The organism is Scandinavium sp. (assembly GCF_036271055.1).
Classification (GTDB): Bacteria; Pseudomonadota; Gammaproteobacteria; order Enterobacterales; family Enterobacteriaceae; genus Scandinavium.
Map to the genome: position 1 here is coordinate 1 of NZ_DATBBJ010000014.1, position 20,586 is coordinate 20,586.

Annotated in this window: 24 protein-coding genes and 1 pseudogene; 5 read left to right on the top strand and 20 right to left on the bottom strand. The window is 51.6% G+C overall.

Features of this window, described 5'->3' with window-relative positions; genetic code table 11:
- A partial coding sequence (locus VH187_RS01220; RefSeq protein ID WP_473964784.1) for a flagellin N-terminal helical domain-containing protein occupies nucleotides 1–222 on the bottom strand: 222 nt, incomplete at its 3' end.
- Nucleotides 223–769: 547 nt separating this feature from the next.
- Between VH187_RS01220 and VH187_RS01225 the strand changes: the two genes are divergently transcribed.
- On the top strand, nucleotides 770–1,750 hold the full coding sequence (locus VH187_RS01225; protein WP_329699676.1) for a transcriptional regulator: 981 nt from the start codon (nucleotides 770–772) through the stop codon (nucleotides 1,748–1,750).
- Nucleotides 1,725–2,183 (top strand): hypothetical protein, encoded by a 459-nt coding sequence (locus VH187_RS01230; protein WP_329699677.1) that lies wholly within the window; start codon nucleotides 1,725–1,727, stop codon nucleotides 2,181–2,183. Before VH187_RS01225 ends, VH187_RS01230 begins: the two co-directional genes overlap by 26 nt.
- An 18-nt stretch (nucleotides 2,184–2,201) precedes the next feature.
- Here the strand turns inward: VH187_RS01230 and VH187_RS01235 are convergent, their stop codons facing one another.
- From VH187_RS01235 to VH187_RS01290, 12 genes and pseudogenes are all read right to left on the bottom strand, one after another.
- Nucleotides 2,202–3,227, bottom strand: coding sequence for a hypothetical protein (locus tag VH187_RS01235; RefSeq protein WP_329699678.1), 1,026 nt, complete (start codon nucleotides 3,225–3,227; stop codon nucleotides 2,202–2,204).
- Between the two features lie 8 nt (nucleotides 3,228–3,235).
- The gene (flgL, locus tag VH187_RS01240) at nucleotides 3,236–4,153 is read right to left on the bottom strand and encodes a flagellar hook-associated protein FlgL (protein WP_329699679.1); all 918 of its coding nucleotides are present in this window, start codon (nucleotides 4,151–4,153) and stop codon (nucleotides 3,236–3,238) included.
- A 20-nt stretch (nucleotides 4,154–4,173) separates the two neighbouring features.
- Entirely contained in the window at nucleotides 4,174–5,544 is a 1,371-nt protein-coding gene (gene flgK / locus VH187_RS01245; protein WP_329699680.1) for a flagellar hook-associated protein FlgK, read from the bottom strand.
- A gap of 117 nt (nucleotides 5,545–5,661) precedes the next feature.
- Nucleotides 5,662–5,943 (bottom strand): annotated as a pseudogene (locus VH187_RS01250) (rod-binding protein); the annotation flags it as partial.
- A gap of 9 nt (nucleotides 5,944–5,952) precedes the next feature.
- Nucleotides 5,953–7,044, bottom strand: coding sequence for a flagellar basal body P-ring protein FlgI (locus VH187_RS01255; RefSeq protein ID WP_329699681.1), 1,092 nt, complete (start codon nucleotides 7,042–7,044; stop codon nucleotides 5,953–5,955).
- Between the two features lie 11 nt (nucleotides 7,045–7,055).
- Entirely contained in the window at nucleotides 7,056–7,721 is a 666-nt protein-coding gene (gene flgH / locus VH187_RS01260) for a flagellar basal body L-ring protein FlgH (RefSeq protein ID WP_329699682.1), read from the bottom strand.
- 27 nt (nucleotides 7,722–7,748) lie between these two features.
- Complete coding sequence (flgG, locus tag VH187_RS01265; RefSeq protein ID WP_329699683.1) at nucleotides 7,749–8,534, bottom strand: flagellar basal-body rod protein FlgG; 786 nt, start codon at nucleotides 8,532–8,534, stop codon at nucleotides 7,749–7,751.
- Between the two features lie 29 nt (nucleotides 8,535–8,563).
- On the bottom strand, nucleotides 8,564–9,295 hold the full coding sequence (locus VH187_RS01270) for a flagellar basal body rod protein FlgF (RefSeq protein WP_329699684.1): 732 nt from the start codon (nucleotides 9,293–9,295) through the stop codon (nucleotides 8,564–8,566).
- Nucleotides 9,295–10,488 carry a flagellar hook protein FlgE gene (gene flgE, locus VH187_RS01275; protein ID WP_329699685.1) on the bottom strand — a complete coding sequence of 398 codons (1,194 nt, stop codon included), beginning with the start codon at nucleotides 10,486–10,488 and terminating at the stop codon, nucleotides 9,295–9,297. The genes VH187_RS01270 and flgE overlap by 1 nt, the downstream gene beginning before the upstream one ends.
- Before the next feature lie 45 nt (nucleotides 10,489–10,533).
- Nucleotides 10,534–11,202, bottom strand: a complete 669-nt coding sequence (gene flgD / locus VH187_RS01280) for a flagellar hook assembly protein FlgD (protein ID WP_329699686.1) — start codon at nucleotides 11,200–11,202, stop codon at nucleotides 10,534–10,536.
- 2 nt (nucleotides 11,203–11,204) lie between these two features.
- Nucleotides 11,205–11,630, bottom strand: coding sequence for a flagellar basal body rod protein FlgC (flgC, locus tag VH187_RS01285; RefSeq protein WP_329699687.1), 426 nt, complete (start codon nucleotides 11,628–11,630; stop codon nucleotides 11,205–11,207).
- A gap of 17 nt (nucleotides 11,631–11,647) precedes the next feature.
- Nucleotides 11,648–11,998 (bottom strand): flagellar basal body protein, encoded by a 351-nt coding sequence (locus tag VH187_RS01290; RefSeq protein ID WP_329699688.1) that lies wholly within the window; start codon nucleotides 11,996–11,998, stop codon nucleotides 11,648–11,650.
- Between the two features lie 94 nt (nucleotides 11,999–12,092).
- On the opposite strand from VH187_RS01290, the gene flgA reads away from it, so the two are divergent.
- From flgA to VH187_RS01305, 3 genes are all read left to right on the top strand, one after another.
- Entirely contained in the window at nucleotides 12,093–12,854 is a 762-nt protein-coding gene (flgA, locus tag VH187_RS01295; RefSeq protein ID WP_329699689.1) for a flagellar basal body P-ring formation chaperone FlgA, read from the top strand.
- 121 nt (nucleotides 12,855–12,975) lie between these two features.
- The gene (gene flgM / locus VH187_RS01300) at nucleotides 12,976–13,251 is read left to right on the top strand and encodes a flagellar biosynthesis anti-sigma factor FlgM (protein ID WP_329699690.1); all 276 of its coding nucleotides are present in this window, start codon (nucleotides 12,976–12,978) and stop codon (nucleotides 13,249–13,251) included.
- Between the two features lie 5 nt (nucleotides 13,252–13,256).
- A complete protein-coding gene (locus VH187_RS01305; protein ID WP_329699691.1) occupies nucleotides 13,257–13,694 on the top strand; it encodes a flagellar protein FlgN in 438 nt (145 codons plus the stop codon).
- A gap of 61 nt (nucleotides 13,695–13,755) precedes the next feature.
- Here VH187_RS01305 and fliJ read toward each other — a convergent pair whose 3' ends face one another.
- Genes fliJ through VH187_RS01340 form a run of 7 tightly spaced genes read right to left on the bottom strand, consistent with a single transcriptional unit; the run spans nucleotide 13,756 to nucleotide 20,380 of the window.
- Nucleotides 13,756–14,190: a flagellar export protein FliJ gene (gene fliJ, locus VH187_RS01310; protein WP_329699692.1), complete on the bottom strand. Its 435-nt coding sequence runs from the start codon at nucleotides 14,188–14,190 to the stop codon at nucleotides 13,756–13,758.
- Between the two features lie 8 nt (nucleotides 14,191–14,198).
- Entirely contained in the window at nucleotides 14,199–15,518 is a 1,320-nt protein-coding gene (gene fliI / locus VH187_RS01315) for a flagellar protein export ATPase FliI (protein ID WP_329699693.1), read from the bottom strand.
- A complete protein-coding gene (gene fliH / locus VH187_RS01320) occupies nucleotides 15,511–16,263 on the bottom strand; it encodes a flagellar assembly protein FliH (RefSeq protein WP_329699694.1) in 753 nt (250 codons plus the stop codon). Before fliH ends, fliI begins: the two co-directional genes overlap by 8 nt.
- 3 nt (nucleotides 16,264–16,266) lie before the next feature.
- The gene (locus tag VH187_RS01325) at nucleotides 16,267–17,292 is read right to left on the bottom strand and encodes a flagellar motor switch protein FliG (protein WP_329699695.1); all 1,026 of its coding nucleotides are present in this window, start codon (nucleotides 17,290–17,292) and stop codon (nucleotides 16,267–16,269) included.
- Nucleotides 17,267–18,943 carry a flagellar basal-body MS-ring/collar protein FliF gene (gene fliF, locus VH187_RS01330; RefSeq protein WP_329699696.1) on the bottom strand — a complete coding sequence of 559 codons (1,677 nt, stop codon included), beginning with the start codon at nucleotides 18,941–18,943 and terminating at the stop codon, nucleotides 17,267–17,269. Before fliF ends, VH187_RS01325 begins: the two co-directional genes overlap by 26 nt.
- 12 nt (nucleotides 18,944–18,955) lie before the next feature.
- Nucleotides 18,956–19,327 (bottom strand): flagellar hook-basal body complex protein FliE, encoded by a 372-nt coding sequence (gene fliE / locus VH187_RS01335; protein ID WP_329699697.1) that lies wholly within the window; start codon nucleotides 19,325–19,327, stop codon nucleotides 18,956–18,958.
- Nucleotides 19,328–19,345: 18 nt separating this feature from the next.
- A complete protein-coding gene (locus VH187_RS01340; RefSeq protein ID WP_329699698.1) occupies nucleotides 19,346–20,380 on the bottom strand; it encodes a sigma-54 interaction domain-containing protein in 1,035 nt (344 codons plus the stop codon).
- Nucleotides 20,381–20,586 lie beyond the last annotated feature (206 nt).

Sequence of the window (20,586 nt, forward strand, 5' to 3'; positions counted from 1 at the left end):
CAGAGAAGTCGCGTCAGAGATGTTACGCTGGGCAACGCCCATGCCGTTTGACTGTGCGGTCAGACGGGTAGCAATCTGCATGCCTGCGGCATCGTCAGCGGCGGAGTTGATACGTTTGCCGGTACCCAGACGCTCCATAGAAGTGGAGAGCAGGCTGTTAGCCTGGTTCAGAGCGTTGGTAGAAGACATGGAAGCTGCGTTAGTGAAAAGGGAAAGTGCCATGATGTTTATCTCCGTTCGGTACCGGCGTATCCGGTATCCCTGTTATGTACAGAGATAAAACGGCACAGGGGAGCAGGAAGTTAAATTTTTATTTGAATTTTTTTCACCTACTCCTTTTTAAGTATTAACCAGGAGCCATTTCTCTCTATATAGAAGGGAATTGAGACAAGGTTATTCATCACGCAAAAGTGGCAAATTTCGATTTTTAAATAAATTTTTTAATAAATTCAGTAGCTGAAAAATCGCTTTAAGAGGATGCTTGCAAAAAATAACATAACTCTTTAATTTTCATAATCATATGTCATTTATTAAGCCATTAATCTCATAAGAAATATCTTAATTAATACCCGGAAAGTTTTTAAAAAAATCAATTTAATATATTGAAATTGGATTAACACCCTGCTAAAAGTAGTTCCGCAACGAAACATTACCTTTAGCTATGCAGAATTATTCCTGGGCCATTTTCACTGGATTGCTGTTAACAATGGATTAATGTCATTGGTCTACTTGTGCCCCCACTTATTGATCTCTCGCTCATTAGAACATTATGCAAAACTACGTTTCTTCAATTAACAATTGGCTTGTAGACTCGCCGACAGGCTCCCTTATCCATTTACTCAGTGGAGAAAAGAAGCGCCTCGGCGAGTATCAAATCAAACTTCTCGAAGTCCTGCTTGAAAATGCCGGACGCATCATGTCACGTGAAGAACTGACTGCACTGGTCTGGGAACGTCGTGTCATTGGTAGCAATAGTTTGCCGAATGCCATTCACGCATTGCGTACCGCTCTGGAAGATGATGGCAAGCAGCAAAGGATCATCAAGACGCTACCGAAAAAAGGCTACATCCTGGAAGCCGAATACTGCACACAGGTTGAAAGAAAAGAGGCAGAATCCACAAGCGAAGCCGCTGATAACGCAGATGAAATATCAATGCTTTCAGCCGAAAAAGACACCATGGCTGTGTCGATCGGCGGTGAGAGCGAAGCGGAGCGCGACAGTGTGGTTCCTGTGGAAATTCCTCTCTACTCCCTCGAGAGAACCGAATTTCCACAGCAACCTCAGCCTTCAGCGCCGCGAAAAATCTCGCATGCCATGTTGGCTGTCTTTATCGCTTTGTTGATGAGCTTAATCGTGGGAGTGGTCACTTACTCTTTGACGTCAAAGCACCATCCGCAGATGACGCTCACCTCTCGCGAAGACAAATTGTTTGATCACATCTCTATCTATGAAGTGAAAAATAACAGCGAGGTCAGTCCGGATAAAACGGACATGTATCTGTTCAGCCGATTGAGGGATACCTATTCCCGCCTCAATTCAGAACTGAAGGCCCGTAATGTCAATATGACCGTTTATTATCATTACGTTCAGCAAACACTGAATTACACCTTTGTGCTGAAAAATGCATGCGATCAGAAGGTTATGATGATCTATTTCTATCACTGGCACAGCGATAATGTGGCGCTTAATCAGACAATTATTGAACAAACAATCGGTACTCTCAATGAAATGGCAACCTGTAAAAAATAAGCTGCACTTAGGGCTGGCCCTGGGATTGGTGGTGGTGCTCGCCGGAGTATTTTGCTGGCGCATGTCACCAACATCACCGCTGTTAACAGACAAATTCCAGACCTCCATAAAGATCGGTTTTGTCGATCTGATGTCCCATCAAAAGGAAGTTTACAATGTTGATTTACAGGTGGTCGATGACTGCATTCTGACCACATTTAAGCAGCCAGAAAATCAGGACTTTTTACTGAAAGGGAATCTGGTCGAGGTGAAGAAAGCCAACGCGCTCTACAACTATAAATACAGCCCGGTTATTGCGTCGGTTGCCGCGAAAAAAACCATGGCGTATGAATTTGTTGAGACACTTGCTCACACAGATTTGTGGTTTCAGGCGAATAAAAGCAAGCGCGGTATGTTAATGATTGGTCAGGAAGGGGTGGTCTTACCCCTTTGACCGAGACAGGAAGTGACGCTAACCGAGTAAATTCTTTACTGTCGCCAGGCGTACATTGCCCTGAGCAGACAAAGCCTTAGAGAAGCTGGCATAACTTTCGGTACTTTTGGCAAGCAGGTTACCTACCGCTTGTGACGTGGTCTGCGCCTGCTGAGCCGAAAGAGGCGGCGCGAGATCGTCAATGCGATTAGCAGCACGCCCTTGGTGCTGATGCAGGCGGCCTCGCTGTTTCACGATATTATCCATGACATTATTCATGGTTTGCGGCGCGAGGCGTTTTTGCCCGCTCGTGGCCTGCTGCAGAACATCTTCCTGCGAGGCTTCCGCTTTCGGTGTCAGAAGCGTGAAGGAGTCAGCCGGGAAACTTTGCCCCTCACCACGCACACTCAGGTATTCGCTGACGCGTCCCCAACGCTGTTCATCAACACTGAAACTGGTTTGCCCATCATTGCCTAATTGGGCATGGATCCCGAGTCGTCCTAAGCCGAGATTCATTTGGCGCAGCACCTGAGTGGGATGTTCCTGCTGCGGCAAAGTCACAGCCGCTAATTCACGCTTATCTCCACCCAGAGAAAAAATCAACGTTTCGCCCTGCGGGTTATCAACCAGCTTGTCGAACCCAGGCAGGCTGAAATTCACTTTGCTGCTCTGTTGCAGGCGTAGGCTGAACTGGCGATCGACCGTCCCCCCAGAAAGCTGGCTGCGAGCGTTCAGATGCTTTTGTAAATCGGAGGTTATCTGCCGGGTATCTCCCCCTTTCGCCGAAGCATGACGCAAATGCATCAGCTTTGATTCCGTTTGCGAAAGGTAGCTATCAGCCTGCTGAAATGCCGTTAATTGCTGATTGAGCTGGACGTTGTAACGCAGCGGCTGGCGCGAGAGGATCGCGGCTTCCGGAAAAGCAGGCGTACGATTACGTGCCGTGGGCGCCACATTCGCAACGGCAGGGCGCTGGATAGTGTCCGGCGCCCCAACAGGACGTTGCCCAATCGCTGCCGAAGCGGTTCCGGCAGCGGTGGTTTTAGAAGATACCTGAGTTACCATTTCATTTATTACATTGTATCGAAGAGTGAAAGTTGGCTGACCATGCTATAAGCCTTGTTGCTTATCTGAACGGAGTTCACATACAGCTGCATGTTCATGCTGGTCGCCGCCCAGTCGGTGTCAGACAAATCATGCACAACCTGATCGTTGGCAAGGCTGACATCGGTGTGCGCGTTATCCAGCAGCGTAAGCTGGTTCTGACGGCCACCTAAGTCGGTGAACATAGCCGAAACCTTATCGCGGCTGTCCGATTCGAGCTCCAGAACCTGCTTTATTTGCGGCTGATAGTCGTTGAAGTCAGCGTTCGGATCCTGCATTTTTTCGCTCAAATCTTTGAGCTGATTGAGCATATCGAGATCGTTGCCACTCGAGGAAAACGCAGAAGCGATGTTGGTATTTTCCTGGACAGTAACGCTATTGGCAACAGTGGTGGAACGTGTGCTGTCATTGCCCTGATAAATATATTTTCCTGTCGCTTCATCAAGCACAATTGGCTTAGTGTCAGTTTTAGTGCCAGAGAAAAGGTAGCTGCCGTTTTCATTTTGCGCATTCAGGCTATCAACCAGGGAATCAAGCATCGATCCCAGCTCGACGCCATAACCGGACATATCTTCCTGGCTGTAGGTGCTGTTGTTGGCAGAAAGCAGCTTATCGTTGATCGCCAGTAGGTTGTCGCTCATCGCCTTGATGTGCGATTCCTGAACCGACAATGTGCCGCTTAAGCGGCTAATATTTTCCTGATATTGGCTAATCGCTGATTGCTCACGATTCAACTGCACCAGGCGCGTGGCTGCTACGGGATCATCCGATGGAACGTTCACGCGTTTTTGCGTCGACATCTGTTCCATCAGCTTGCTCAAACGCTCGTTATTGGTGTTCATCTGGGCAAGCATGGCCTGCGAGTGGTAACGGCTACTGATACGCATAATGTTCTTCCCTTCCCTGCTTAGAACAGGCCAAGCAGATCGGAGAAGACCTGGTTGCCCGTTGAAATGACTTTCATATTCGCCTGATACGCCTGCATATAAGTTTGCAGGTTAATCGCTTCTTCATCCTGATTGACCGCGCTGACGTTATCGCGCTGCACCTGCGCCTGGTCGCTCACGGCTTGTGCTGCGGACAACTCGGCTTTGGTTTGCTTACTGGCGATACCAATATTCGAAACAATAGCGGCCGCGCCTTCGTTCAGGCTCATGTTCCCCATCCCGGGGATATCCACTTTCTTATTTTTAATCTCAATCAGTGATTGCAGGTTATCGCCGTTGCCGGGTTCGTCAGGCTGGCCGGAAAGTGCAATTTGATCGGGTTGAAGATCGGTTACCTGCAGAATGCCTTTAGGGCTGGTCGGATCATAAATAAACATCGGCTGACCTGGGTCGCCGTTGAGATCGTAACCCTGTGCCAACTGATCGTTAAACTGGGTAGCAAAAGATTCTGCCATGCCGCGAATGCTGTCACGCATGTCCTGCAACGTACCGGTTTCGTAATCGTACAGCGCACCCATTTCTCCACCCACGGACGGAGAAAGCGGGAAATCACTCTTCGAGAAACTCAGATTCAGGGACGAATTACCTTCAGTGTCATAATCCGTCGACAGCGTACCCGCAGTGCGTCCGCTGACCAGCGGCTGGCCGCCTTTCAGGGCGACGGTATAATTGCTGTTCGCATCTTCCGTGACGTTAACGTCAATCACGCCACTCAACTCTTTCACGAGATCATCACGCTGATCGCGCAGTGTGTTTGAGTTCCCGCCGGACGCTTCGGATTCAGTGATCTTTTTGTTGTAATCCGCGATCTGCTCGGACAGCGTGTTCACTTTGATAACCAGCGCATCACGCTGAGAGTGAATCTGCTCTTTTTGCGAACCGATAAAGGCGTCCATGCTGTTAAAGCGAGTTGCCAGGGCGTTGCCCTGATTCAGTAACTGCTGGCGGTTAGCTTCACTTTCAGGCTGTGTGGTAAGTGAACTCAGCGCCGAGAAGAAATCATCAAACCCCGTTCCCAGACTGGTGGAATCAGTACCCACGACTTTTTCCAGCGCACTGGTGTACTGATCGGTCATGCCGTAATACTCGGCTTTGGTATTTGATTGCCAAATCTGATTGACCAGATACTGGTCGGAAACACGACGAATGCTGTCCACGCGAACGCCAGATCCTGCTGACATTCCCGCTTCGCCTAAAGGCCCAACGGAGCTCTGCGTGGCGCTCTGACGGGTGTACCCAGGCGTCAACATGTTGGCGACGTTCATCGACGTCACGCCCATGCCAATCTGCGATGCCTGAAGTCCGCTATAGGCGATATTGATAATGTTCATGGGTTATTACTCCTTGCCGCCGTGCGATTTTGGCATGACGGGGGTTTTTAACTCTTCCGGATGTTGCATAAGAGCGACCATATCCTTCTGGTTCTTAACCGTGTTTTGTTGTGTTGGCCCTAATTGCGCCATAATCATCTGTGCAATACCGCTGGTATGGGTCGTCGCCAGGTGTAATGCGAGCTTGTCATCGTAGAAATCACGCATCATTTTTTGCTGTTTGCTCTGGAACGGGTTATCCGCAAACAGTGCGTCAGACGACTTGCGCATCTCTTTGAGCATTGAGCGCATAAACAGCGCTTCAAACTGCTCTGCCGCTTGTTCAAGATTTTGTGGCTTCACAGCCCCGGTGATATCACCGGGGATGACGGCCTGATTAAGACGAACGGCGTCGACCATGACTTCTCCTTAAATAACCACGAGATCGGCATCCAAAGCACCTGCTTCATGCAAGGCTTGAAGGATGGCCATCGTGTCGTCGGGTGACGCGCCGAGACTGTTCAACGTGTTCACAATGGCACGCAAACTCGTCCCCGTGCGAAGGGCCACCATATGACCTTTCCCCTGATTCACGCTGATGTCAGTTTGCGGCGTAACGGCGGTACGGCCCTGGCTGAATGCGCCTGGCTGCGAGACATTGGATGATTCGGTAACAGAAACTGTCAGATTGCCGTGTGACACGGCGGCGGCATGAACAACCACGCCATCACCAATAACAACCGTGCCGGTACGGGCGTTAAACACCACGCGTGGCGGCTGTTTACCGGCATTAATCTGCACGTCTTCAAGCTGAGACATAAACGCAACACGCTCGCCCGGACTCATTGGCGCACGCACGGAAACGTTGGTTGAGCTTTCTGCCATCGCGGTACCTGAGCCAAATGAATTGTTCAGTGCGAGCGCAATGTTGTTCGCAGTTTTAAAACTAGGACGCTTCAGGTTCAGCATCACGCGGGCGTTCTGTTGGAAATCGCTGACGATTTCGCGTTCAATTGACGCACCGTTCGGCACCAGTCCTACCGTCGGCGTATTCACCGTCACGCTGGAACCGCTGTTACCTTGCGCTTTGATCCCGCCCACCACGACATTACCTTGTGCGAGGGCATAAACTTCACCGTCAGCGGCATGTAATTGCGTCATCAGCAATGTGCCGCCTCGCAGGCTTTTGGCATCGCCCATTGAGGACACGGTTACATCAATTGACTGTCCACGTGCATAGCCCGGCGGCAAGGTGGCACTCACCGCCACCGACGCGACGTTTTTGACCTTAGGATCGATCTTCGCGGGAAGTTGTACCCCGAACTGACGCAGCATATTGGTGACCGACTGGCTGGTGAATTTCACCTGGTTTTTATCGCCAGTACCGTCCAGACCTACCACGAGGCTGTAGCCCACAAGCTGGTTGCCACGCACACCCTGAACATCCACCAGGTTGCCCAGGCGTGCGGAAAACGCATTCACGCTCCACAGCGCCAGGAAGAAAATAAGAGTCTTACGCATTATCTTCTCCATTAGATTGGGAACAGTGGATGGTTGAAGAAGCGCGTCAGCCAACCTGCCGAGTTCGCATCGCTGAGCGCACCACGACCGGAGTAGGAGATACGCGCATTGGCGATACGCTGTGATGACACCGAGTTATCGCGTTCAACATCTTCTGCACGCACCAGGCCTGTTACGCGTAAGTACTCATCACCCTGATTGAGGGTCAGCCATTTTTCGCCGCGAATCGCCAATACACCGTTTGGCAGCACTTTATAGACCGCAACGGTAATCGCGCCACGCAGGCTGTTTTGCTGCTGAGAAACGGCGCTGCCGTTGAAATTACGATCGCCGCTGACGGAGCCGGAAGCTTTATCCAGGGTTTTGCCCATCACGGTCGGAATGCCGATCGTTACGTCGTTCTTCTTACCGAACTTGGTATTGGCCTGTTTGCTGGACTGGGTGGATTCATCGAGAATCACGGTCAGGATGTCGCCCACACGATACGCGCGGCGATCCTGCACCAATGTCCAGTTGTAGCCGGTGTTATAGACACCGCCCCCGGAAACCTGCGTTGGGGGGGCAACAAAGTCTTCTGGCGGCGCGAAGGCCGCATCGTCTTTCTGCACCAGCAGTCGGGGGCTTTCACACCCCGTCAGCAGCAGCGCCAGTAGACCAATTAATAACTGCTTTTTCATATCTCTTTCACTGTTTCACCGCGGTCATTACATCTGCTGTGTGACAAACTTCAGCATGTCATCAGCGGCAGAAACCATTTTGGCGTTCATTTCATAAGCGCGCTGAACGGTGATCATATCCACCATCTCTTCAACGACCTGGACGTTTGAGCCTTCAAGCGAACCCTGCTCCAGCTGACCAAAAGCTTCTTCACCCGGTACGCCTTCAACAGCTTCACCGCTGGCGGCCGTTTCCCGATACAGGTTGCCACCTACAGCGTCCAGACCGGCCGGATTGACGAAGTTCACCAGCGTGATTTGGCCCAACTCGACCGGTTCAGCTTCACCTGCGACGGTCGCAGTCACCGTGCCATCTTTACCAATCTGCACATCTTTCACGTTCTCTGGCAGCTGGATTTCTGGGATCAGTGGCAAACCTTGTGCGTTGGTGACAATGCCATCGGAATTGGTTTGCAGATTACCTGCACGGGTATAAGCCGTGTCGCCGTCAGCGGTTTCTACCTGGAAAAAACCCTGCCCGGTAATCGCGACATCCATGCTCTGCCCGGTATTCTGGATATTGCCTTCAGAGAACTCTTTCTGGGTGCCAACAATTTTCACACCCGTACCGTACTGGATCCCGGTAGGCGACGTGTTCTGCTGATCGAGCAAGCCACCTGGCGCACGATCGGTCTGATAGAACAGATCGGCGAACATCACGCGGTCGCGCTTAAAGCCAGTGGTGTTGACGTTTGCCAGGTTGTTGGAAATCGCCGTCATTTTGGCGTCTTCCGCCGCCAGACCAGTTTTACTGACCCATAATGCTGAATTCATTGTGACTCCTTGTTCTTGTGTAGCGGCTCTTACGAGCCGCGCAGCAATCTGTTGCCTGCAGTGGCCATATCTTCGGCCGCTTTCATCATCTTGATTTGGGCTTCGAACTGTCGGTTCAGGGCGATACTGGCAACCATTTCGCCAATCGGTGAAACGTTGGAGGTTTCAATATGACCAGATGCCACTTCAACCTCTTCGCTACGTGGGTTCGTTGCGGCCTGCGTCACCAAAAACCCGTTTTCATTTTTACTCAACGTGTTCGGAGCAATGTCGACCAACTTTATACGGTCGACATCAATAGCCTGAGTCACATCACCATCATCAGGAATGATGGTGATGATCCCGTCATCGCCAATGCTCAATGAGGTAAAGGTCGGCAAAATGATTGGGCCGTTGTCGCCTTCCACCGGCAGACCATTGATCAGCAGATCGCCATCAGGGCCGACCTGCATTCCACCATTGCGGGTGTAAACCTCACGGTTGCCATCACTCAGGGCGATCAGGCCATTGCCTTTGATCGCCACGTCCAGATTGCGTCCGGTTTCACGCACCGCGCCTGGCGTCATATCGACGCCACCGTTTTGCGGTTCAACCAGAAAACGGGAGGCATAGCCTTCGCCATTCACCTGTTCAGACTGAGCACGCTCAAGATCCTGACGAAACCCTTCGGTATTTACGTTCGCCAGGTTGTTCGCATGAATGCGCTGCTGTGACAAGTTACGCGCCGCACCACTGACGGCGGTATAGATGAGCTTATCCATTAGACCGCCTGGAACAGAGCCGTCATCATCTTGTCATCGGTGCTAATCACTTTGGTGTTAGCCTGGTAGTTACGCTGCGCCGTCATCAGGTTGACCAGCTCAGACGTGAGGTCAACGTTTGAAGACTCCAGCGCGCCAGCAGTCAATGCGCCGTTCAGCCCGGTGCCCGGTGCGCCAGAAATCGGTGCGCCAGAGGCCTGAGTCTGTACCCAGGTCGTGCCGTCGGTCGATTGCAGACCGTTTGGATTCGGGAAGTTGGCCAGGATCACCTGCCCCTGCAACATGCGCTCACCGTTGGAGAAGGTCGCGTAGACAGAACCGTCTTCATCGATCATCTGCCCGGTACGCTCACCAGAGCTGTAGCCGTCGCTGTTGTTCGAACTGACCGAGAAGTCACTGCCGAACTGCGTCGTGCCGTTATAGTTCACGCCAATATCCAGATTCGCCGCACCAGGAATCGCCACGCTCAGCGCAACCGGATCGGTTGGAGAGGTCAGGATGCCTTGATTATCAAAGGTCATCGCCTGTGGGCTTGGGCTGGCAATCGGTGCGCCATCCATGTAGTAGTAGGTGTCCCAGCTGTTTTCGCCGGTTTTGACGTAATACTGGTTCAGCGTGTGTTCACGGCCCAGGGAGTCATGAACCTGCGTCGCATAGGTGTTGTTATAAGAAGTGTTATCCGATGGGTCAAAGGTCGCTGTTGCCGGGATATCGGCATTTGCGTCCAGGTTAGCGGAGAAATCCAGTGAAGTCGTGGCCTGCGCTGGAATCGAACCGGAAGCAACTTTCAGGTCACCCACTGTACCCACCTGCAGCTCGCCGTTAGCATCGACCGGATAGCCCTGTAAACGCATACCCTGGTTGTTGACCAGGAAACCGTCGCTGTCCGCTTGCATATAGCCCGCACGGGTATAAGCCGTTGAACCGCTGCTGTCACGCATCACGAAGAAACCGCTGCCGTTGATGGCCAGGTCGAGCGAGTTTCCTGAGGAAAAAATGCTTCCGCCTTTATTGATACTTTCTGTCACGCCAGTCACGCCCACACCCAGTGGTTGACCTTCTGCGTACATAGAGGCAAATTCCGCACGTCCTGACTTAAAGCCTACTGTGCCGGAGTTAGCAATGTTGTTAGAGATAGCATCCAGCTGTTCGTTAATCGCGTTCAGGCCGCTAATAGCAATGTTAGAACTCATATTATTTCCCTCTTAGTCTCATTAATTTTTCTTGCTGCCTGATCCTCAGGCAGTGGTCTCGCCAATTTGCGAAATGTTGTTATAGGCCACTTCGCCGATACCGGTGATGTTCAGCACAGTTGTGCTGCCATCCAACGGAATACGAACATTATTGACCTTGCCGCCAAGCTCAACGGCAGTGTTGCTGTCACTGGAGTCAGTGACCACGGCAACGGTGTATTTTCCTGCTGGCATGCCAAGGGCTTCCGGGTCGATGGAGAAATCTACCGAACCCATATCCTGGTTACCCAATTCAACTTTGTACTCAGCGCCCGCCTCATCTTTCAGGATGACGTTGACCACATTCGACGCGTGGTCGAGGGTTAAACGCCCATCAACGGTCGTTGCGCCATCGCTTTCGAGCGAGGTGGTTTGCACCATCACTTGCTGATCCACCAGGTTCGACGTGGACAGCGTCTGCATGTTGTCCATCATCACCATGTTGTTGGTCATCATCTGAGACATGCTTTCCATGGACTGCACCTGCGTCAGCTGTGCCAGCTGGTTCACATACTCAGTGCCGTCCGTAGGATTCAGAGGATCCTGGTTCTGGATTTGCGCTACCAGCAACTGCATAAACATGGTGTCCATGCTGCTTGATGTATCGTTGCTCACCACGGTGTTGTCGCTGGTTCCGTTGGTGGTCTGGTTGCTGGACGTGCTATTGACATTCATGTCTACGCTTCTCCTAATCGCAGCAGGCTTTGCTGCATACTTTTCACATTGTTCAGGACGTCGACATTGGTCTCAAAACTGCGTGAAGCCGACATCATGTCTGCCATTTCTTCCACGACATTCACGTCCGGGTAGTAGACAAAACCGTTGTCGTCAGCCATCGGGTGATTCGGTTCAAACCGCTTCACTGACTGACCGGTCTGCACCACATCCAGTACCTGAACGCGTGCGCCTGTCAGCGTTCGGTCGTTCATCAATTGATCATTCTGATAAACGGCTGCAAACACCGGACGACGAGCTTTGTAGACTTCCGCTTCCGACTCGGCTGGCGTTTCCGCATTCGCGAGATTACTGGCTACCGTATTCAGACGGACCGTCTGAGCCGACATTGCAGAGCCGGAAACACGGTAGATATCAGAAAAAGCCATACGAATTCCTTTCCTTGTTACTTGCCTTCGATGGCCTGTTTAAGGCCAACAAACTTCATGTTTAAAAACGCCAGGCTCGCCTGAAAATCTTGTGAGTTACGAGCGAACTCTGACTGCTCAACATCTAATGAAACGGTGTTACCGTCTTCAGAAGGTTGAAAAGGCACGCGATATTTCAATTCCGGTGTTGATGCGTTGGTGAAATAGTGCTGTGACCGTTGCATCTCCCCGGCAAAATCAATATCTTTGGCCTGGAAATTTGGGGTATCGACGTTTGCAAGGTTCGCTGAAATCAGTTCTGCCCGGTTAAGCCTGACTGCTACAGCGTGTGGATGAACACCTAATGCTTTGTCAAAACTAATACTCACAATTCACATCCTCATGGTGATTTCACTGGCAATGCCATCCCGGCTGCATATATTAATGCAACTAGCGTGCCAACTTTATAAAGCCATGATAAATATGAAATTTGAAAAATCCGCCTTCACTGGCGGGAAACAGCCTTTCCTCATTACCGCGATTGCGCTATTAGCCGGTTTTAGCTTTTGTGCGAGCGCTGTCGTGACACCGACAACGGCACGTAAACAGATTTATGCGGCGGCGCAAAAACAGGCGACGACCGTCATTCAGCGCGAAGCCAAAAAACGTGGCTGGCCGAAGTACACCGCCAAACTGAACATTTTTGTGCCTGCGGAAGCAACGCAGCTTTCTGCCTGTGCAAAACCGTTAGCCGTAGCGACTCCCGACAATAGCCGCATCAATCTCAGTCGTCTGCGCATCGATCTTCGTTGTACGGATACGCCAGGCTGGACCAGCAGCGTCGCCGTCAAACCGGATATCACCATGCCTATCGTGATGGCGAGAGGTGCCCTCGAGCGTGGGCATGTGTTGACCGAAGACGACATTACGATGAAGAAGTACAACGTGACGGGCACGCGCAGTGACATTCTCTGGCGAGCCGACGATGTGCTTGGCATGACGGTCAAACGACGTTTACGTGAAATGACGCCGATAACGCCAGGCATGCTGGAAGCACCGATTATGGTGGAACGCGGGCAACGTATCGTGATGATAGCCTCGCAAGACGGCGTGACCGCGCAGACAACCGGCACAGCCATGAAGAAAGGCCGTCGCGGCGAAATTATCAAAGTGAAGAATGAGAGTAGCGGTCAGCAGGTTAACGCCCGGGTCACCGATTTTGGCACCGTGACCATCAGCAAATAATTATTTTATTTTGATCGTTAAGTTTTCCGCCCGATGCGCCGCTTTATGGGAAGGTAAGAGATTACGACACAAATAAAACAATAATCTGCGCCTCCAACAATATCCGGGAATGGGGTTAATCATGAAAGTCACTGCGACTCAATACAATACGGTCTCCGCCATTGACACTAAACAAACGGCGAAAAATAAAGACGCGACGCCAGCTGTGGCTGCGGCAAAATCACAGCAACCCGCCGCAATCGATCCAGTACTTGGCGATGCACAGGCACACCTGTCTGCACTGCCAGAAATTGATATGGACAAGGTTGCAGAAATGAAAGAAGCCATCAGCAAAGGGCAAATCAGCATCAACGTTGATGAACTGACTGCCGCGATGCAGAAGTACTACCAGGGATAAAAGCAATGAGTAATGCCGGGCAACACGTTAAGACGTTAATTCAGGATATGGTTGTCGATCGCAATCAATACCTTCTCCTGAGCGAGCGCCTTGAAGCGCAACGAGAAGGGATCATTCTGCGCGATGTTGTGGCGTTGGAAGGGATTAATCAGGAGATAATCGCCCTGTATCAGCAGCTCTCCGAGAGCGGTAAAAAGCGTCATGGTTTGCTGAAAGTGCTGGGGATCCCAGCGGGCGCGAAAGGGTTGAAGACCTTGTTTGACCGTCTGCCAGAAAGCTGGCAAACCCAGGTACGTCAACTGTGGCAAGAGCTGGAAAACGTCGCCGCTAGCTGTAAAAAGGCGAATGACGCCAATGGCATGTTACTCACCATGCAAAATGACATTCTGCAAAATCTGCTCAATGTGACTGAGCCGGCTAACTGGTTGTATCAAAAGTCTTAACCCGCACTCACGCAGGAGTCCGGGTTCACCTGCCAGCAAAACTTACCGATTAGAAAGCGTATTAACGCCCCTGATGCTGACGCAGCCAGGCCTGTGCTGATGCAGCATCGGTTTGTTTCTGCTCGCTGCGTTCCTGCTCTTTGCGTAAATCATCACGACGCATATCCAACAGCAACTCCACGCTTTTTTCACGCTTTGCTTCCACTAACAGTTTGGCTTTTAGCTGTCGGGCTTCGGCATCGGCCAGCGCCTGCTGCTGTTTTTGCCAGTTCACAATGCGCTGAATATTGTTTTTGTACGCCGAATGGTTGGTCATCATCGTTGCATCCAGCAATCGCTCACTGGTCACGCTTCCCGCGAGGGAGTTAAGCGCGTCAATGTTACGATCACAACGGTTACTGACCTGTTGCTGATGCGTCAATTTGCTGGTCAGGTCATCGACGGATTGATGACGAAGACGTTTTAGCTGCTCCAGCGTAGTGATCATCCTGCTCATTGCTTTCCTTAGCCCGCCTGCGCGAGAGTTTTTAAATCGACGAGGGTTTTATCGAGGAGTGAAGCATCATGGACTTTTTGTTGCAGGAAATTGGCCACGGCGGGCGCAAGTTTCACTGCTTTATCGGCTAACGGATCGGCACCTGGAACATAACCGCCCAACGGGATCAGGGGCTTAATGTTCTGGTACTCGGCGTACAACTGTTTGATGACAATAGCAGTCTGGCGATGCTCTGGTGTGGTCACCTGGCTCATACAACGGCTGATCGACTGCCCAATATCAATGGCAGGATAATGCCCCGACTCTGCCAGATGTCGCGAAAGGACAATGTGACCGTCGAGCACCGCACGGGCGCAATCGACAATCGGATCCTGCTGATCGTCGCCTTCCGCCAGCACGGTATAAATCGCGGTCATCGACCCCAGACTTTCGCTGTTACCGGCGCTTTCAACCAGACGAGGGATCATGCCAAACGCCGAAGGGGGATAACCTTTGGTTGCCGGGGGTTCACCCAACGACAGCGCGATTTCCCTTTGTGCCATGGCGTAGCGAGTCAGAGAATCGACCAGCAGCAAAACATCTTTGCCTTTATCACGGAAATGGCTGGCAATGCTGTGGCACAGTTCCGTTGCTTTAATACGCATCAACGGCGATTCGTCAGCGGGAGCCGCGACAATCACCGATTTTTTCAGCCCTTCTTCCTGAAGCGCCTCTTCAATAAATTCTTTTACTTCACGACCACGTTCGCCAATCAGGCCAACCACCACGACCTCTGCCTGAGTGAAGCGGGTGATCATGCCGAGCAGAACGCTTTTGCCCACGCCGCTACCGGCCATCAGACCCACACGCTGCCCTTTACCGATGGTCAGCATGCCATTAATCGCACGCACGCCGACATCCAGCGGTGTTTTCACCGGCTGGCGTTTGAGCGGATGGACCTTCGGTGCCTGATACAAAAGTGGCGTATCACCGACGAGTTTACCTTTGTCATCAATGGGTTCAGCAACCCCGTTGATCACACGCCCGAGCCACTTATCACCAATCATCACTTCTTCCTGCTTTTCCGCAGGAAAAACACGCGCGCCGCTGATCATACCGGCGCACTGCTTGAACGGCATCAGATAGCAAACATCACGATCAAAGCCGACAACTTGCGCATCAATCAGTTGATGGTCGTCAGATTCAATACGGCACATCTGACCAACAGCCAGTCGGCAACCCACGGCTTCCAGCAGGATCCCGTTCGCGCGGACCAGTCGTCCGGCCACGCGCGCCAACGGAATGTTTTCTATATCGCGAAAGACCTGCTCAAAATCGATATCACTCATTCGGCGTTTCCGGTAGCAGATTATCTTTCAGCGCCGTCAGACATTGGTCGAGACGGTGCTCACAACCGACATCCATCTCTGCCGATTCGGTTATCACCCGGCATTCACCGGGTTCGAGATCAGGATCGGCGGCAAGTCCCCACTGCTGGGTTTTTTCGGGTTCGGCGTCGCTGATACGGCGAAATTCATCACTGTTGAGCAACACACGCACCTGTTCAGGCTGCTGTGGCAAGCTGCTGAGCGCTTCATCGACCAGCGTCAGTAATTGCGTTGGGTGCAGCGTCAGCTCGCAGCGAATCACCTGCCGCGTGACTTTCTCCACCAACTGCAACAACTCTTCCCGGCGACGAACTTCCAGTTCCGACATAAAGGTTTCCAGTTGATCCATAAGGGCATCAATCGGCTGAGCGGCTTCCTGAAATTGCTGACGAGCCTGAACTTTGCCTTCCACCAACCCTTTACGGATGCCGTCGTCAAAGCCCAGACGGGCGCCTTCCTGGTAACCTTCTTCCTTACCTTCTTCCATTCCCTGGGCGAAGCCACGATTCATCCCATCGTTGAAGCCCTGAGTAAGCTGGTGCTCATATTCTTCAGCGCTAAACGTCGGTTCTTCGGCAGCGAACTGTTCGGTCACATTCTTCTGCCAGCTTTTTTTAAGCGGGGGAAATTTATATAACCTCGGTTTCACCACCGCTTTACGGCGCTGAGTGAGGCTATCAAGAGGCACGCTACTCTTCTTAAACATCGGTTACTCCACCGTCGCTTCCGCGAAGAGCTGAACCTGAATATCACCCTCTTCCGCAAGCTGACGCACCAGGCCCATAATATCTTTACGCACCTGTTCGATACGGCTTACCGGTATCGGCCCCAGACGAGAAGTGGTGCTTTCCAGCAGCGTCACCTGACGTTTCGGCATGGCGCTGTAAATCACTTCACGCAGTACAGGTTCGGTGCCTTTCAGCGCGATCGCCCACTGATCCATTGGCACTTCTTCCAGCAAGCGCTGAATGGTTTGCTGCGACTGACGGCTAAGGATGAAGAACTCGTACATTTCGTCAGTGATCTGCTCGACCACATCCGAATCGCGCTCACGCAACTGATCCAACAGAGCCTGCTGGTCGCTGGCGATACGGTTGACGATGTTGGCCGCATGTTTGATGCCGACAACTTTAGAGCCATGCTCTGACAGTACCGCCACGCCACGTTCAACCAGGCGTTCCAGCTCATCGATAACGTCCGGGTTGACGTCATCCAGACGCGCAATGCGGTAAACAATCTCGTCACGACGCTCTTCCGGCAACACGCTCAGAACGCTTGCTGCCACATCAGGCGGCAGGAAGGCGAGGAACACGGCCTGTAACTGCAAATGCTCCTGGGCAATCAGCGCGGCAAGCTGCGGGGTATCAACCCACTGCAAACGCGCCATTCGGTGACGAATTTCATCGCCGTAGATGCCTTTGATAACGCTACGGGCGATTTCTGTGCCCAGCGCTTTCTCCAGAATACTTTTCAGGTAGCTACGGGACGCACCGTTAATGCCACTCTGCTCGGAATACTCTTCAAAGAAGGTATTCAGTGCGCTGCGTGCATGAGTCAATTTGACGTCATGCAGACGCGCCATCGTTTCGCTCAACAGGACGACTTCTTCCCGGCTCATTTTCTGCATGACCTTGGCGGCCGCATCTTCGCCGATACTCAGTAAGAGGATCGCAGCCTGATCGAGACGACTGCGTCCGCCGCCTTTGTTGTTACTTCTGGCCGTTACTTCGCTCATTACTGTTCACCCATTGTTTTAAGACTTCAGCGACACGTTCGGTCTCGCTCTCAGCAATCATTTGCAAGTATTCCACTTTATCTTCCAGACCCGATCCTTGCGGTGGCAAGGTCACATCAGACTGGAAACTGTGGGTCAGCGACAGCGGCGATTCTTTATCTGGCTGTTCGCCAACGGCGGCGTTCTCTATACCTGGCGCGTTCAACCCAGCATTGCTGGCAGCCAACAATTCCTGGCGTCTGGCCGTTGCACGCTTCATCAACGGACGCACACCAAACAGCAGCGTTAATAGGGCCAGTAAACCGATGCCACCCATTTCAGCCCAACGCTGAATCGACGGATCCTCCCACCATTTCAATGGTGGCGGCGTATAGTCAGGCGGCTGAACAAAGACCAGCGTATCCAGTGTCAGGGAGTCACCCCGGGATTTATCAATCCCTGCCGCTTCTTCCACCATTCGGGTGATGGATTCGAGCTGCCCGGCAGGCATATTTTTCAGGCCCGGTGCCAGTTTGTTCAATGCCACCGCCACCTGCAGTTTTTCCAGCTGATAGCCAGGATGACGAATGTGACGAATATTACGGTCGTAGGCGTATTTACGCTGTTCCTGGCTGCGGCTTGAGAGTGAACTTGGATTCGATTTCTGCGCCGCATTCGGATTTGCCGCAGCCCCAGGCGCTTGCGCGTTTGCGGCAGGCGTTGGAATAGGACGGTTGCTTAACGAGCCCGGCACACCGAGCGCCAGTTCGTTAGTGGTATTTTCTTTCGAGATATTCTCATCGCTGACGTGCGGATCTTTGCCGTACTGCTCCTGGGTCTCCTCAACGCTGCTGAGATCCATTTTCGGCGTCACGCTGATACGGAAATTGCCCTGACCCACTAACGGAATCAACAGGCTGGAAACGTTTTTCGTGGTTTCCTGTTTCACGTGTTCAGCGGCTTCCGTTCCACGGCGAACGTTAACCAAATTCTCGCCACCGTTCTGGTAGTTTTCAGACAGCAAATTACCCGCCTGATCAACAACCCGGACGCTATTGCCTGACATGCCAGGAATGCTGCCCGCAACCAATTGAACAATCGCGCCCACCTGTTCATCCGTCAGGCGTGCACCATAACGCAGGGTGAGCATCACCGACGCACTGCTGTCGGGTTTGTTATTCATGACAAAGGAACTGCCTTCGGTGATCCCGAGGTGCACACGAGCGGCCTCAACGGGGTCCAACGACATGATGCTCTGCGCCAGCTCGCCTTCCATACTGCGCTTATAGCGCACGTTTTGGATGAACTGGCTGCTGCCGAGCATCTCTTCTTTGTCCATCAGGTTGTAACCATCAGGCTTAATGGCCGTTATCCCTTTGGCAGCCAGCGCCATACGCGCAGCAGGCAGCCGATTTTCGGCAACCAGAATCTGACCGTTATCAGGGTTAATTCGGTACGGAATACTTTCAGCACCGAGGATTTCTACGACCTGAGCAACAGGAATATTTTCCTGCTGACCATAGAGCGCCACGTAGCCGCGATCGCTATTCCAGATCGAAAAAACAATACCAAGAACAAGCACACCACCGCCGGCCATCATCAGCCAGCGGGGATTTTTCAGCCCTTCAGGTATGGGAAGTGAAGCGAACAGCTCTTTTAACTTATTTAACACGTTCTGGGGACCTTAGAGAGGGGTGTTCATCACTTCGTCAAGAGCTGAGTTCAACTTGTTGCGAACCTGCATCAAAGCGCTAAATGACACACTGGCTTTCTGGGATTCAATCATCGCGCCGGCCAAATCGTCGCTCTGGCCCATATCGATGGCCTGCTGCTTCGCGCTCGCGCTACTTTGCAGGGCATTCACATTGTCCAGAGCCTGAGTCAATACATTGCCAAAGGAGGTATTCTGCGTGCTCTGGGTGGCAAACCCGGCGTCTGCTGCCATTACAGGCATATCCAGCGTACTGGCACCCGCCTGCATTGCAGTCTGAGACATCTGTTTGAGCATCAGCTGCTGCTGCTGGGTGTTAACACCGATTGCGCTAATCTTATCCATGAGTTCTTCCTTAAATTCCTAACTAAAAGCGACAATATCGATCCCTTCTTCCCGCATTGACGCCAAACGATAACGCAGGGCTCGGGGGGTAATCCCCAGGAACTCTGCGGTTCTGGATTTATTGCCGTTGTTTCTCTTAAGAAGATCAATAATGTATTGATACTCCGCCATCCGGCCATGGAGCTTCACATTCTTAATTTCGGCGGTGTTTTTCTGGTCACTGTATTCAACCTGAGAGGCATCGATCTTAGCGACCAAAGCGTCTTCACGGTTGACCGGTGAAAGACCAAAATCATTCACCGTCACTTCCTGACCATTACTTAAAATCAGCCCTCGCTGGATAACATTTTCCAGCTCACGGACATTGCCCGGCCAGTCGTAAGCCAGCAGTGATTGCCAGGTTTCGTCGCTGAGTTGCACATCCCCGGCGTGAAAGTCTTCATATTTCGCAATGAAGCGAGAAGCCAGTGGGATGATGTCTTTTTTACGTTCACGCAGTGGGGTGATGTTGATTGGCACGACCGCGATACGGTAAAAAAGATCCTGACGGAAACGGCCTTCTGCAATTTCTGTCTGCAAATCTTTATTGGTCGAGGAAATAATGCGGATATCCAGCGGAATACGCTTTTGGCTTCCCAGGCGCTCAACTTCTTGCTCCTGCAAAACACGCAACAGTTTGGCCTGGAGAGACAAAGGCATATCGCCAATTTCATCCAGCAGCAATGTTCCGCCATTTGCCTGTTCAAATTTACCGGGTACGCTGGTGACGGCCCCGGTAAAAGCCCCTTTTTCGTAGCCGAATAAAATCGCTTCCAGCATACTCTCAGGAATTGCAGCACAGTTGACACCGACATAGGGTGCATCAGGATTGCCAGCACTTTCATGAATGTATTTCGCAACACACTCTTTACCGGTGCCAGTCTCGCCAGTAATCAATACCGCAACATTATATTTCGCAACGCGTCGGGCTAAAGAAAACACGTTCTTACTTTGTGTTGAACTGGCAACAAACCCGCTTTCTTTGCTGACCTGGTGCTCAGAAAAAAAATTCATATTAGCTCACCAATTTATTGGTAATACGTCAAAATAAATTCTCTGGTCAGGCAAAAAAGCGCACACCAGCAAATACATTTCACTCAATCAAATGCGCTATTAAAACTAAGCAAGGAAGCGTAGTAACGCATCAAGATGACATTCTTAGGGGAACTATACCTTCCCCTTCGGATTCATCTTAATTTTTTAGAAATATTAAAACATTA

Bases quoted from the DNA above. Each gene is read 5' to 3' on its own strand.
- VH187_RS01225 (WP_329699676.1), top strand. From the start codon at position 770: ATGCAAAACTACGTTTCTTCAATTAACAATTGGCTTGTAGACTCGCCG.
- VH187_RS01230 (WP_329699677.1), top strand. From the start codon at position 1,725: ATGAAATGGCAACCTGTAAAAAATAAGCTGCACTTAGGGCTGGCCCTG.
- VH187_RS01235 (WP_329699678.1), bottom strand. From the start codon at position 3,227: ATGGTAACTCAGGTATCTTCTAAAACCACCGCTGCCGGAACCGCTTCG.
- flgL (WP_329699679.1), bottom strand. From the start codon at position 4,153: ATGCGTATCAGTAGCCGTTACCACTCGCAGGCCATGCTTGCCCAGATG.
- flgK (WP_329699680.1), bottom strand. From the start codon at position 5,544: ATGAACATTATCAATATCGCCTATAGCGGACTTCAGGCATCGCAGATT.
- VH187_RS01255 (WP_329699681.1), bottom strand. From the start codon at position 7,044: ATGCGTAAGACTCTTATTTTCTTCCTGGCGCTGTGGAGCGTGAATGCG.
- flgH (WP_329699682.1), bottom strand. From the start codon at position 7,721: ATGAAAAAGCAGTTATTAATTGGTCTACTGGCGCTGCTGCTGACGGGG.
- flgG (WP_329699683.1), bottom strand. From the start codon at position 8,534: ATGAATTCAGCATTATGGGTCAGTAAAACTGGTCTGGCGGCGGAAGAC.
- VH187_RS01270 (WP_329699684.1), bottom strand. From the start codon at position 9,295: ATGGATAAGCTCATCTATACCGCCGTCAGTGGTGCGGCGCGTAACTTG.
- flgE (WP_329699685.1), bottom strand. From the start codon at position 10,488: ATGAGTTCTAACATTGCTATTAGCGGCCTGAACGCGATTAACGAACAG.
- flgD (WP_329699686.1), bottom strand. From the start codon at position 11,202: ATGAATGTCAATAGCACGTCCAGCAACCAGACCACCAACGGAACCAGC.
- flgC (WP_329699687.1), bottom strand. From the start codon at position 11,630: ATGGCTTTTTCTGATATCTACCGTGTTTCCGGCTCTGCAATGTCGGCT.
- flgA (WP_329699689.1), top strand. From the start codon at position 12,093: ATGAAATTTGAAAAATCCGCCTTCACTGGCGGGAAACAGCCTTTCCTC.
- flgM (WP_329699690.1), top strand. From the start codon at position 12,976: ATGAAAGTCACTGCGACTCAATACAATACGGTCTCCGCCATTGACACT.
- VH187_RS01305 (WP_329699691.1), top strand. From the start codon at position 13,257: ATGAGTAATGCCGGGCAACACGTTAAGACGTTAATTCAGGATATGGTT.
- fliJ (WP_329699692.1), bottom strand. From the start codon at position 14,190: ATGAGCAGGATGATCACTACGCTGGAGCAGCTAAAACGTCTTCGTCAT.
- fliI (WP_329699693.1), bottom strand. From the start codon at position 15,518: ATGAGTGATATCGATTTTGAGCAGGTCTTTCGCGATATAGAAAACATT.
- fliH (WP_329699694.1), bottom strand. From the start codon at position 16,263: ATGTTTAAGAAGAGTAGCGTGCCTCTTGATAGCCTCACTCAGCGCCGT.
- VH187_RS01325 (WP_329699695.1), bottom strand. From the start codon at position 17,292: ATGAGCGAAGTAACGGCCAGAAGTAACAACAAAGGCGGCGGACGCAGT.
- fliE (WP_329699697.1), bottom strand. From the start codon at position 19,327: ATGGATAAGATTAGCGCAATCGGTGTTAACACCCAGCAGCAGCAGCTG.
- VH187_RS01340 (WP_329699698.1), bottom strand. From the start codon at position 20,380: ATGAATTTTTTTTCTGAGCACCAGGTCAGCAAAGAAAGCGGGTTTGTT.